11 protein-coding genes are annotated in these 11,983 nt (G+C 61.1%); all 11 read right to left on the bottom strand.

Going from position 1 to position 11,983, the window contains the following annotated elements; all coding sequences use genetic code 11:
* Window positions 1-122 precede the first annotated feature (122 nt).
* The 11 genes from EC86_RS0105975 to hisS all read right to left on the bottom strand — a co-directional run bounded on the left by EC86_RS0105975 (window position 123) and on the right by hisS (window position 11,944).
* Window positions 123-647, bottom strand: coding sequence for a phosphoribosyltransferase (locus EC86_RS0105975; protein ID WP_029524763.1), 525 nt, complete (start codon window positions 645-647; stop codon window positions 123-125).
* A gap of 77 nt (window positions 648-724) precedes the next feature.
* Entirely contained in the window at window positions 725-2,065 is a 1,341-nt protein-coding gene (locus EC86_RS0105970; protein ID WP_029524762.1) for an adenylosuccinate synthase, read from the bottom strand.
* Between the two features lie 88 nt (window positions 2,066-2,153).
* Window positions 2,154-3,323 carry an ATP phosphoribosyltransferase regulatory subunit gene (locus EC86_RS0105965; protein WP_029524761.1) on the bottom strand — a complete coding sequence of 390 codons (1,170 nt, stop codon included), beginning with the start codon at window positions 3,321-3,323 and terminating at the stop codon, window positions 2,154-2,156.
* Window positions 3,324-3,471: 148 nt separating this feature from the next.
* The gene (gene hflC, locus EC86_RS0105960) at window positions 3,472-4,377 is read right to left on the bottom strand and encodes a protease modulator HflC (RefSeq protein ID WP_029524760.1); all 906 of its coding nucleotides are present in this window, start codon (window positions 4,375-4,377) and stop codon (window positions 3,472-3,474) included.
* 11 nt (window positions 4,378-4,388) lie between these two features.
* The gene (hflK, locus tag EC86_RS0105955; RefSeq protein WP_029524759.1) at window positions 4,389-5,783 is read right to left on the bottom strand and encodes an FtsH protease activity modulator HflK; all 1,395 of its coding nucleotides are present in this window, start codon (window positions 5,781-5,783) and stop codon (window positions 4,389-4,391) included.
* 65 nt (window positions 5,784-5,848) lie between these two features.
* Window positions 5,849-7,000 (bottom strand): GTPase HflX, encoded by a 1,152-nt coding sequence (hflX, locus tag EC86_RS0105950; RefSeq protein WP_036771894.1) that lies wholly within the window; start codon window positions 6,998-7,000, stop codon window positions 5,849-5,851.
* A 17-nt stretch (window positions 7,001-7,017) separates the two neighbouring features.
* On the bottom strand, window positions 7,018-7,287 hold the full coding sequence (gene hfq, locus EC86_RS0105945; protein ID WP_029524757.1) for an RNA chaperone Hfq: 270 nt from the start codon (window positions 7,285-7,287) through the stop codon (window positions 7,018-7,020).
* Between the two features lie 57 nt (window positions 7,288-7,344).
* Window positions 7,345-8,682, bottom strand: coding sequence for a ribosome biogenesis GTPase Der (gene der / locus EC86_RS0105940; RefSeq protein WP_029524756.1), 1,338 nt, complete (start codon window positions 8,680-8,682; stop codon window positions 7,345-7,347).
* Between the two features lie 36 nt (window positions 8,683-8,718).
* Window positions 8,719-9,864, bottom strand: coding sequence for an outer membrane protein assembly factor BamB (gene bamB / locus EC86_RS0105935; protein ID WP_029524755.1), 1,146 nt, complete (start codon window positions 9,862-9,864; stop codon window positions 8,719-8,721).
* Window positions 9,861-10,553, bottom strand: a complete 693-nt coding sequence (locus EC86_RS0105930) for a YfgM family protein (protein WP_029524754.1) — start codon at window positions 10,551-10,553, stop codon at window positions 9,861-9,863. Before EC86_RS0105930 ends, bamB begins: the two co-directional genes overlap by 4 nt.
* Before the next feature lie 71 nt (window positions 10,554-10,624).
* On the bottom strand, window positions 10,625-11,944 hold the full coding sequence (gene hisS, locus EC86_RS0105925; RefSeq protein ID WP_036772817.1) for a histidine--tRNA ligase: 1,320 nt from the start codon (window positions 11,942-11,944) through the stop codon (window positions 10,625-10,627).
* Window positions 11,945-11,983: the final 39 nt, after the last annotated feature.

The following is an 11,983-nucleotide window of genomic DNA, read 5'->3' as shown; positions in this document are numbered from 1 at the left end:
AGGGCATGGGGGCTTTCCCTTCCCCACCAGCCGGGGCCGCGGAACCGGCTCCGCCGGACCGCAGGCGCAGCGGCCCCCTCGGGGGGCAGGGAGCTACACGCAGTGAGCGACCGTGGGGGCTACTATACCCTCCACTTGTCCATCAGCTGCACCGGCGAAAGCGCATCGTAGCTCTCGAAGGGCTGGTGAATCCACGGGTTGGTCGGCAGCGTCTCGACCGTGTAGTCGGCCTGGAAAGTCGAAACACCCTTGGTCCAGATCACGGCGCTGCGCAGTTCGGTGATCGGCTTGTAGTTGTTGCGAAGCTGGTCGATCACCGCGTTCAGGGTATGGCCCGAATCGGCCAGGTCATCGACCAGCAGCACCCGGCCGGCGATCTCGCCCTTGGGCGTGGTGATGTAGTGGGCAATGTCCAGCTTGCCCTGCACCGTGCCGGCGTCGGCGCGGTAGGAACTGGTGGACATGATGGCCAGCGGCTTGTCAAAGATGCGCGACAGGATGTCGCCGGGCCGCATGCCGCCCCGCGCCAGGCACAGGATGGTGTCGAACTGCCAGCCGGACTGGTGGATCTTGATGGCCAGTTTTTCAATCAGGTTATGGTATTCGTCATAGCTGACGTAGAGATGCTTGCCGTCTTCGGTCAACATGGAGTTACTCCTGATTTAATAGCTGCCTGCGCCCGTGGTTATTGCGCAAGCGGCCTTTTTGTCTAAATTTAAAGGCTTCAGAGCGCGTAGGGGTTACGCAGCAGGATGGTGTGGTCGCGGTCCGGGCTGGTCGAGATCATGTGAATCGGCACGCCGGTGACTTCTTCGATCCGTTGCAGGTAGCGCTGTGCGGCGGGCGGCAGCTTGTCATATTGCGTCACGCCCACGCTGCTCTGGCTCCAGCCCGGCAGGGTTTCGTAAATCGGCACGCAGCGGGCAATGTCGTCGGCGCCCATCGGCAGGATGTCGGTGGTCTGGCCGTCGAGTTCGTAGCCGGTGCATAGCTTCAACTCGTCCAGGCCATCGAGCACGTCAAGCTTGGTGATGCACAGGCCCGACAGGCCATTGACCTGCGCCGAGCGCTTGAGCAGCGCCGCGTCGAACCAGCCGCAGCGGCGGCTGCGCCCGGTCGTCACGCCTTTTTCGGCGCCGACGGTGCTCATGTGCCAGCCCGGCGTGCCTTCGGCTTCCCAGTCGAGTTCGGTCGGGAACGGCCCGCCGCCCACGCGGGTGCAATACGCCTTGGTGATGCCCAGGATGTAGTGCAGCATGCCCGGCCCCACGCCGGCACCGGCCGACGCATTGCCGGCCACGCAGTTGCTGGAAGTGACATAAGGATAGGTGCCGTGGTCCACGTCGAGCAGCGTGCCCTGCGCACCCTCGAACAGCAGGTTGGCGCCGGCTTGGTGCGCATCATTGAGTTCGCGCGACACGTCGGCCATCATCGGCTTGAGCAGTTCGGCGTGACGCATGGCTTCGTCGTACACCGTGTCGAAGTCAACGGCCGGCGCATTCAGGAAACCGGTCAGCACGAAGTTGTGCAGGTCCAGCAGTTCGCGCAGCTTGGCGGCAAAGCGCTCGGGGTATTTCAGGTCCTGCACGCGCAGCGCGCGACGGGCGATCTTGTCTTCGTAGGCCGGGCCGATGCCTCGGCCGGTGGTGCCGATTTTCTCAGTGCCGCCTTTTTCGCGGAAGGTTTCGCGGGCAATGTCGATGGCTGCATGGAAAGGCAGGATCAAGGGGCAGGCTTCGCTGATGCGCAGGCGCGAGCGCACTTCGACGCCGGCTTTTTCCAGCCCTTCGATCTCCTCGAACAGCTTGGCCGCCGACAGCACCACGCCGTTGCCGATGTAGCACTTCACGCCGGGACGCATGATGCCGCTCGGGATCAGGTGCAAGGCGGTTTTGACGCCATTGATGACCAGCGTGTGGCCGGCATTGTGGCCGCCCTGGAAGCGCACCACGCCCTGCGACATTTCGGTCAGCCAGTCGACCAGTTTTCCCTTGCCTTCGTCACCCCATTGGGTGCCCACGACCACGACATTGCGGCCGGTGGCTGCGCTTGGTTTGTTTGTCATCTTCAGTTCTCGTTAAGGATCAAATGGATAAAGCTGGCGCCGGGCCCAGCCCTTCGCACAGCATTTTGTACCGCTTCAGGGTTGCGGCTTAAGGGCGGGGCTGCACCACCCACTGGCCGTCCGTCAGGGCCAACTCGCGGTCGCAGTCAAACTCATTGACTTCATTGTCGTGGCCCGGCAACAGACAGGTCACGGTTTCGCCGCTGCCCCGCAAGCGGGCAATGGCGGCATTGAGCCTGGCATCGTCACCCCAGGGCGCGCAAATGGCCGCCTTGAGGGGTCGCGGCGGCAGCACGCTGACCAGTTCCTTCAGGTCAAGGCTGAAGCCGGCGGCCGGACGGTTGCGACCAAAAACGGCGCCGACCTCGTCGTAACGCCCGCCCCGGGCCAGTTCGGCGCCCTGGCCATAAATGGCGAAGCGGACACCGCTGTAATAGGCGTAGCCGCGCAGGTCAGCCAGATCAAAGCTGACCTTGACATCAGGAAGATAGGCGGCGAGCAACTTCAAATTTTGTAGCGCTTCATGCACGCCAGGCAAGCGCGGAAGGCATTTTTCAGCCTCAAACAACACCTGTTCATCACCGTAGAGCTGCAGCAGCGCCAACATGCCTTCGCGTGCTTCCGATGAAATGCCGCCATGCAGGCCAGCGAGCAAACTGCCCAATTCGCTCGCATCCTTGGCCGCCAGCGCCGCATGGATGCGCGCCAGGATTGAAGGGCCAAGACTGGCGCCGGCCAGCAGGCTGGCAACGATGCGAACGTCCGCCATGTCCACCATGAGATCGGTGACGCCCGCCGCCTTCAGGCAGTCCAGCGCGAGCCGCTGGGCTTCCAGGTCGGCTTCCAGACCGGCATGGCCGTAAATTTCAGCGCCGAACTGCAAGGGCTCGCGGGTCGCATGCGGCCGGTCGGCGCGAGTATGCAGCACCGGACCACAATAGCAAAGGCGGGCCACGCCGCTGCGGTTGAGCAAATGGGCATCAATTCGGGCGACCTGCGGCGTGGTGTCGGCGCGCAGCCCCAGTGTGCGGCCCGACAGCTGATCGACCAGTTTGAAGGTCTGCAGGTCCAGCGCTTCACCGGTTCCGGTGAGCAGCGACTCCAGATGCTCCAGCAGCGGCGGCATGACCAGTTCATAGCCATAGCTGCGGGCGGTGTCCAGGAACAGACGGCGTAGTTCTTCGATGTGACGCGCCTCGGAAGGCAGGACATCGGCAATTTGATCAGGCAATTGCCAAGATGACGACCAGGCGGGCATGTAGATTTAGTAAGCTGTTAAAAACAGGATTTTACCGGCATGGGCTGGATCAAAAAACAGAAAAGGGCAGACTGCCCTTTTGCTTGATGAACACCGCCCGCTGGTGAAGGCAATTCATATCGCCTGGGTGCCGGAAAGCTGACGTTTGTTAACGCGAGGCGGCCCCTGAAGCGCTGCCACTGTTGGCGCCACGCATGGCTTTGAAAAAGTCCGACGAAGGATCGACCACCATCACGTCGCTTTTCTTGCTGAAGCTGGCCTTGTAGGCTTCCAGGCTGCGATAGAACTGCGCAAACTGGGGGTCCCGTCCAAAAGACTGGGCAAAGGTGCTGGCCGCCTCGGCATCGCCCTCGCCCTTGATCTTCTGCGCATCACGATAGGCGTTGGCGACGGTGATCTCACGCTGGCGATCGGCATCGGCGCGAATTTTTTCACCTTCTGCCGCACCTGTCGAGCGCAACTCGTTGGCCACGCGCTTGCGCTCGGCCTCCATGCGGCGGTAAACCGATTCGGTAATGGCTTCCACGTAATCGACGCGGGTAATGCGCACGTCGATCACATCGATGCCCCAGGGCTTGGCGCCCCGCACCACGGCAAGCACTTCTTTCTTGACATCGGCCATCAGCTGCTCACGCTTGAGCGAGAGCAGATCCTTGACGGTGCGCCGGTTGATTTCTTCCTGGAACGCATTGCGAACCACGCGATTCAACTGGTTGGCACCGGCTTTTTCATCAAGCCCGACGTTGCGGATGTATTCCGAAGGGTTGATGATGCGCCAGCGCACATACCAGTCGATCACGACACGCTGCTTTTCGGCTGTCAGCATCGGCTCGGAGTCGGTGCTGTCCAGCGTCAGCAAACGCCTGTCAATGTACGAAACGTTCTGAAATGGAGGTGGCAGCTTGAAATTGAGGCCCGGCTCAAGAACAACCTCCTTGATTTGTCCAAGGGCGTACACGACGCCAAACTGGCGCTGGTCTACCACGAACAGCGTGGAACTGAGCAATGCCAGAAGCACCAGCAATGAAGAAACGACGAGTCCAACTCTATTCACTTTTGTATTCCTTAGCGGGTTTCACGTTCGCGGGTTCGGGAAGCGTCCCGGGCTCGGGAATCTACAGGGACCCCATTGAGCGGGGCTTGCGCTGCAGGCGATGTTGACAGTGGCGCCGTCGCATCGCTGCCTGCCGCCGCGCCGCCCGTTCCGGTCATCTGCATGATCTTGTCGAGCGGCAGGTAGAGCAGGTTGGAACCCTGGCGGGATTCGACCAGCACCTTGGTCACGTTGGTGTAAACCTGCTGCATCGCGTCGGTGTACATGCGGTCGCGGGTGACCTGCGGGGCTTTCTGGTATTCGGTCAACACCGAACTGAAGCGCTGCGCATCACCCTGAGCCTGCGCCACGATCCGGGCCTTGTAGGCATCCGCCTCTTCCTTCAGGCGGGAAGCCGAACCGACGGCGCGGGGAACCACGTCATTGGCATAGGCCTGCGCTTCATTCTTGGCGCGCTCGCGCTCCTGTCCAGCCTTCAGCACATCATCGAAAGCCGCCTGAACCTGCTCGGGAGGCCGGACGCCGCTTTGCTGCAAATTGATGGCGACCACTTCGACACCGACCTTGTAGCGATCCAGGATGGTCTGCATGAGCACCCGGACGCGCGGACCGATCTGGTCACGCTCTTCGGCAAGCGCCATGTCCATTTTCATCTTGCCGACGACTTCGCGCACGGCGGTTTCGGCAGCCTGAACCACTGCGGCAGCCGGGTCCTTGCTTTCGAACAGGTAAGCGCGGGCATCGTTCAGGCGGTACTGCACGGCAAACTTGATCTCGACGATATTTTCGTCTTCCGTCAACATGGCCGAATCGCGCAGGCCGGTTGCCTTGAGAACGGTGTCACGCCCGACATCGACCGAACGAATCTGGGTGACCACGACAATCTCGTGACGTTGTATGGGGTAAGGCAAGCGCCAGTTGAAGCCGGCGCCGACCGTGGACCGGTATTTGCCGAACTGCGTGATCACCGCTTGCTGGCCCTCTTGCACGATGAAAAAGCCGGTACCCAGCCAGATCAATGCCACCACCGCCGCAATCAGGCCAACGCCGATTCCGGCATTCTTCATATCGGGCTGAAAGCCGCCGCCGCCTTTGTTGCCGCCACCACCAAAACCATCGCGGTTGCCGCCGTTCTTCGCGCCGCCAAACAAGTTACCCAGTTTGCGGTTGAAGTCGCGCCACAACTCGTCAAGGTCAGGCGGCCCCTGATTGGGGCCTTGAGGACGACTCGGCGGCTTGGGCGGCTGCCGGTCATCGCGCGAGCCCTCGGGCCTGGAACCATCAGATGCCGACTTGTCCTCATCCCGGCCCCAGCGCGGATCATTCAGATTGAATATGCCTTGGGCGCGTTGTTTGAGCCGACCCGGAAAGTTTGTCAGCGTTTGCAGCACGGGATTCAAATTCATGGAAAAAAACTCGCTTTTTTGTTACACCGACATTGTGCCTAACGAAACTGCCCGGCCGGGCAATATCATTGGGGTGTTTGGGGGCTATCGCCTGCCTGCGCATGGGAACCTCGAATCGCCAGCAATTCGCGCAGCAGATTCAGGCCTTCACCGGTCTTGGCACTCACAAATACGCGTTCGACACTGCGGCTGGCGCCTTCAAAGGCATCCCTGAGTTCGAACCTATCCTGCAGGTGCAGTGGCAAGCTGCTTTTTTCAATAGCGTCCAGCTTGTTGAAAACAAGTATTTGCGGAACATTCTCGGCACCGATCTCGGAAAGCACGCGCTGTACCTGCTCGATCTGCTCAAGGTAGTCGGGGTTGGAGCCATCGACCACATGCAGCAGCAGATCGGCATCGACCGCTTCCTTCAGGGTTGCCGCAAAGGCATCAATCAGCCCATGCGGCAAATCGCGAATGAAACCGACAGTATCGGACAGGGATGCGAAACGTCCGGCCTCGCCCAAATAAAGCTGTCGCGTGGTGGTGTCGAGCGTTGCAAAAAGCTGGTCGGCGGTGTAGGCAGTGGCCTTGACCAGGGCATTGAACAAAGTGGATTTTCCGGCATTGGTGTAACCCACCAGCGAAACCGAAAACGAGTTGCGCCGCTCACGCTGCTTTCGCTGCGTCTGGCGCTGCTTTTTGACTTTGGTCAGGCGCTCCTTGGTTCGCTTGATGGCATCGCCGATCATGCGTTTGTCAAGTTCGATCTGTTTTTCGCCCGGACCACCGCGCACGCCAGCGCCGCCCGTCTGACGCTCAAGGTGCGACCAGCGGCGGACCAGCCGTGTCGAGACGTACTGCAGACGGGCAAGCTCCACCTGAAGCTTGCCCTCGTGGCTGCGGGCGCGCTGTGCAAAGATTTCCAGGATCAGCAGCGTCCGGTCATTGACCGGCATTTCAAGATGCCGCTCAAGGTTGCGCTGCTGGGCGGGACTGAGCGACTGGTCGAACAGGACTTCGGTGGCGCCAGTATCAAGGGCGAGCATTTTGATCTCGTCGGCCTTGCCCGACCCGATGAACAGGGCGGCATCGGGTGCCCTGCGTTTGCAGGTGATGCGCGCCACAGGCTCAAGGCCGGCAGTTTGCGCCAGCAGGCCTAGCTCCAGCAGATCCGTATCAAAATTGGGAAGGCCCAGATCGACCCCTACCAGAAGGGCGAGTGCTTGTGTTTTCACCGGTGCGTCATTGCTTCTCAGCTGGTCGGTGTTTCTTCGGACTCGGTCGTCGAAAAATTCACGGCGCGGCCTGGGACGATGGTGGAAATCGCATGCTTGTATACCATCTGGGTGACGGTGTTGCGAAGCAGGACCACGTACTGGTCGAACGATTCGATCTGGCCCTGTAGCTTGATGCCGTTGACCAGATAAATCGAAACAGGAACATGCTCGCGACGCAAGGTGTTGAGAAACGGGTCCTGCAATAGCTGGCCTTTATTATTGCTCACGATATTTTCCGTGTTCAAAAGTTAGTAAGGGTTTGACCATACCACAGCGATTTCGATGGCCTTGTAATATTAGGCCTATTCTTTATCCGTGAAAGGATTGTGCTGGCTTTTCAGCTGGATACGCAAAGGCGTGCCGACCAGATCAAACTCCTTGCGTATCCGGCCTTCAAGGTAGCGCTTGTAGGACTCGGTCACGTGCTCGAGCGAATTGCCGTGAATGATCACGATGGGCGGGTTCATGCCGCCCTGGTGGGCATAACGCAACTTGGGGCGGAAAACGCCCGAACGCTGGGGTTGCTGGAACTGCACCGCTTCCATCAGCAAACGGGTCAGCACCGGCGTGGACATCTTGCGGTTGGCTGAAGCGTGCGCCTGGATGATGGATTTCCAGACCGGCCCCAGCCCCTGGCGCTTGATGGCCGAAATATGGTGGATGGAGGCAAACTTCAGGAAACCAAGCCGGGTTTCAATCGAGCGCTGCAGCAGTTCGCGCTGGTAAGCATCGACCGCATCCCATTTGTTCACGGCCAGCACCACGGCCCGGCCGCTTTCAAGGATGTAGCCTGCAATGTGCGCGTCCTGGTCTGTCACGCCCTGGGTGGCATCGAGCAGCAGCAGCACGACGTTGGCGTTTTCAATCGCCTGCAGGGTCTTGACGACGGAGAATTTCTCGATCGCTTCAAAGACCTTGCCCTTGCGGCGCAGCCCGGCGGTGTCGATGAGTTCAAACCGCTGGCCGGCATGCTCAAAAGGCACCGAGATCGCATCGCGGGTGGTACCCGGCAGGTCAAAGGCCACCAGGCGCTCTTCGCCAAGCCAGGTATTGATCAGTGTCGATTTGCCGACGTTGGGGCGGCCTGCCACCGCGAGTTTGATGACCGAGGGGTCTTCCTGCTCGACGGCTTCCGACGGATCGGGCAGGTTGAGGGGCGCCAGTGCCAAATCAACCAGCAACCGCATGCCCTGCCCGTGCGATGCCGACACCGCCAGCATTTCACCAAGCCCGAGTTCAAAGAACTCCGAAACCTGCGTGCCTTCGGGCAGGCCCTCGGCCTTGTTGGCCGCCAGCACCGTCGGTTTTCCGAGCTTGCGCAGGTAGTTGGCAATGTCGTAGTCCTGCGCGCTGATGCCGGCACGGGCATCGACCACAAAAATCACCACGTCGGATTCGGCAACGGCCTGGCGGGTCTGCCGGGCCATTTCCTTGTAGATGCCGGTGACGGCATCGGGCTCGAAGCCTCCGGTGTCGATGACGATGTACTCATGCGGGCCGAGCTTGCCGTTGCCGTAATGACGATCACGCGTCAGCCCGGCATAGTCGGCCACGATCGCGTCGCGTGTCTTGGTCAGCCGGTTAAAAAGGGTTGACTTGCCAACGTTCGGGCGGCCAACTAACGCAATGACAGGTTTCATCAAAATGAGTAGATCAGTTTCTGGCGAGAATGCCGTTTATTCGGGCTGAAAGCCGTAAATGCCGCCGTTGCGGGTGACGACGACCAGGGTGTTGCCCGCCAGCACCGGGGCAGCGGAAATGGGCGAACCATCGGTGTTCAGGCGGTTGAGCAGGGAGCCGTCTTCACGCGACAGCAGGTGGATGAATCCGGTGGCATCACCAATCACCACGGAACGGCCGGCCAGCAGCGGCGCGGTCAGCCCCCGGTAGCGCAGCCGCTCGCTGGACCAGACACGCTCGCCATCGCTGCGTTTCCAGGCCAGCACGGTGCCATCGGCTTCCGTGCCGAACAGCAGCCGGTCGTCGCCCTGGATGCCCTGCACACCATTGGCAGGCCGGGTCCAGAGCACATTGCCACGGGCGGTATTCACGCAGCCAATGCTGGACTGGAACGCCCGCACGCAAACGCTATCGCCCACCCGGCTGACGCTGCCGACCAGGTCCACGAGCCGTTCGATGTCATTGATGCCACGCGGGGTGGCGATGGGCGCTTCCCACTGAATGCTGCCATTCGACGGGTTCATGCCCACCAGTCGGCCGCCCACACCGACCACCAGCGTGTCGCCAACGGCCAGCATCACGCCGGACTGGCGCAACACCAGCGGTTCGCTTGAACGCTGCTGCGCCCACAGCTTTCGGCCGGTCTGCCCATCAAAGGCATTGACCGAACGGTCTGCCGCCAGCACAAACACACGCTCACCCGCAACGAACGGGGCAGTGAACGCCTGGGCATTGAGCTTTTGACGCCACAGCTCGCGGCCTGCCTGCATGGCAATTACTTCGTTGTCTTTTGTGACGACGGCGAGAACCTTCCCATCGCTGCCCACGCCGGCGGCAATCGGCGTCTTCAACGCCAGGCGCCAGACGTCGCGGCCGGTCTGGGCATCGAGCAGCGCGACCGTGCCGTCGTCGCTGGCGACCGCCACGCCGTTGCCGGCCACGCCGACATCAAGCGGGAAATTGACCGGACCGATGCGCTGGGTCCAGCTTTGGCGCACGGAAACCAGCGCCGTCACCGGCTGCAGTTCCGTGGGCTGTGGCTTTTTGACGCCCCCAAAGCAACCCGCCAAGAGCGCTATGCTAATAATAGCTACTGGCGCTCGTCCAGCAAGCGCAAATGGCCAAAATGACTGAATTTTCATTTGTTTGCTCCGGCATTTTCGGCAGTTGCCAGCTTGACCTGTCCGGCGGTGGGGTCAACGCCCAGCGCATTGAGCTTGACCTCGACCAGACGCCGGTATTCGGTACGATCGTCAAAGGCCTTCCAGGCTTTTTCATATTCAGCCTTGGCTTCGACTTTTTTTCCTTGCGCCATCAGGATGTCCGCGCGCCGGTCAGCCACCAGCGCATCGAAGTTTTTGGGGAAAGCACCGGAAAGCTGCTGTAGGGCTTCGTCATACGACTTCTTTTCAAGCAACAGTCCGGCAAGCCGAAGCCTGGCAATGGCCTGGTAACCGGGATCGGACGCCTTGTCGGCCACCCAGGCCAGCGCTGCGCGGGCCGCATCGGCGTTGCCTTTGTCATGATGGGCCTTGGCCACGAGAAGGCCGGCCTGCTGGGCGTAGGCGGTGCTTGCGAAACGATCCTTCATGTCGGCCAGGGCACGGTCGATCCGTGCGGCATCGCCCGACTGGACGGCGCGCTCGATCTCGTCGAACATCACCGAGGCCTGTGCCGCCTGGCTGCGTTGCCAGTACTGGTAGCCGTTCCAGGCGGCAAACGCACCCAGAACCACAATCAGCGCCCAGGTGATCAGGTTTCCATACTGTTTCCAGAAATGCTTGATCTCGTCAAGCTGTTCCTGTTCTTCCAAATCGAGGTGTTTTGCCATAAATTTCTGGGGTTCTGCCCGACGCGGGGCGGGCTGGATTGAAGAGGGATTGTAGGGTGCCGAGCCGTCGCTCAAACCATGGGGCTGCTGCGCAGCATGCCTGCCCATGCGGCCACATCATCCAGCGCTTGAAGCGTTTGAGCAGTTGACGACCCGTCTTTCTCGCCGCGCAGCGGCTTGACGGCCACGCAGCCTTCGGCCAGTTCGGCCTCGCCGAAAATCAGCGCAAACTGCGCGCCGCTGCCATCGGCCCGCTTGAACTGCGACTTCATGCTGCCCATGCCGCCCGGTGACGTGCTGGCATGCATCTGCACGCTGATGCCGGCGCTTCGCAGGGCCTGCAGGGTTTTCAGAACGACCGGCAGGGCTGAAGATTCGGGAACCACCGCATAAGCGTCGGGCACGGGGAGTTCGCCGAAGGCGCCCTCCTCCTTGATCAGTTCGAGCACGCGCTCGACGCCCAGCGCCCAGCCGACCGCAGGCGCCGGCTTGCCGCCCATCTGCCCGATCAGGTAGTCGTAACGGCCGCCTGCGCAAATGGTGCCCTGCGCGCCCAGGCGGTCGGTCACGAATTCAAAGACCGACAGGTTGTAATAGTCCAGCCCGCGAACCAGTCGGTGGTTGAGCGTCCAGGCAATGCCGTTGGCATCCAGGATGGCCTTGAGTCCGTCGAAATGCGCCAGTGACTCGGCGCCAAGAAAATCGATGAGGCGCGGCGCGCTTTCAACCAAGGATTTCATCGCCGGGTTCTTGGTGTCGAGGATGCGCAGCGGATTGCTGTGCAGGCGCCTTTTCGCCTCTTCATCGAGCAAATCGGCATGCTGTTCAAAGTGCGCGATCAGTTGCGCCCTGTGCAGGGCGCGTTCGTCAGGCTGGCCCAGGCTGTTGATTTCCAGGCGCCAGTCGCTCAGGCCGAGTTCTTTCCAGAGCGCGACAGCCAGCAGGATCAGTTCGGCGTCTACTTCAGGGCCGGCAAACCCCAGCGCTTCGGCGCCGATCTGGTGAAACTGGCGGTAGCGCCCGCGCTGCGGCCGCTCGCGGCGAAACATCGGCCCCATGTAGTACAGCCGTTTGCCACCGTCGTAAAGCAGGTTATGTTCGGTCACAGCGCGTACCACGCTGGCGGTATTTTCCGGACGCATGGTCAGGTGGTCGTGGTCGCCATGCTTGTCCGAGCGGTCTTCGAAGGAATACATTTCCTTTTCGACAATGTCGGTGACCTCGCCAATGCCGCGCACGAAAAGCTGGGTGTGCTCCAGAATCGGCGTGCGGATGTTGCGGTAGGCATAACGCGCCATGAGTGCGCGAACCTTGTCTTCCAGCCATTCCCAGCGCGCCGAGTCCGGCGGCAGGATGTCGTTCATGCCCTTGACGGCGGCAAGTTTTTCGATTTTGGCCGGCGCGGATTGTTCTGCCGGGCCGGCATTCAT

This window comes from Polaromonas glacialis, from assembly GCF_000709345.1.
Classification (GTDB): domain Bacteria; phylum Pseudomonadota; class Gammaproteobacteria; order Burkholderiales; family Burkholderiaceae_C; genus Polaromonas; species Polaromonas glacialis.
Note: the sequence above shows the minus strand (reverse complement) of the source record. Positions and strands in the feature narration are given on the sequence as shown.

Bases quoted from the DNA above. Each gene is read 5' to 3' on its own strand.
- EC86_RS0105970 (WP_029524762.1), bottom strand. From the start codon at position 2,065: ATGACAAACAAACCAAGCGCAGCCACCGGCCGCAATGTCGTGGTCGTG.
- der (WP_029524756.1), bottom strand. From the start codon at position 8,682: ATGAAACCTGTCATTGCGTTAGTTGGCCGCCCGAACGTTGGCAAGTCA.
- EC86_RS0105965 (WP_029524761.1), bottom strand. From the start codon at position 3,323: ATGCCCGCCTGGTCGTCATCTTGGCAATTGCCTGATCAAATTGCCGAT.
- EC86_RS0105930 (WP_029524754.1), bottom strand. From the start codon at position 10,553: ATGGCAAAACACCTCGATTTGGAAGAACAGGAACAGCTTGACGAGATC.
- hflK (WP_029524759.1), bottom strand. From the start codon at position 5,783: ATGAATTTGAATCCCGTGCTGCAAACGCTGACAAACTTTCCGGGTCGG.
- EC86_RS0105975 (WP_029524763.1), bottom strand. From the start codon at position 647: ATGTTGACCGAAGACGGCAAGCATCTCTACGTCAGCTATGACGAATAC.
- bamB (WP_029524755.1), bottom strand. From the start codon at position 9,864: ATGAAAATTCAGTCATTTTGGCCATTTGCGCTTGCTGGACGAGCGCCA.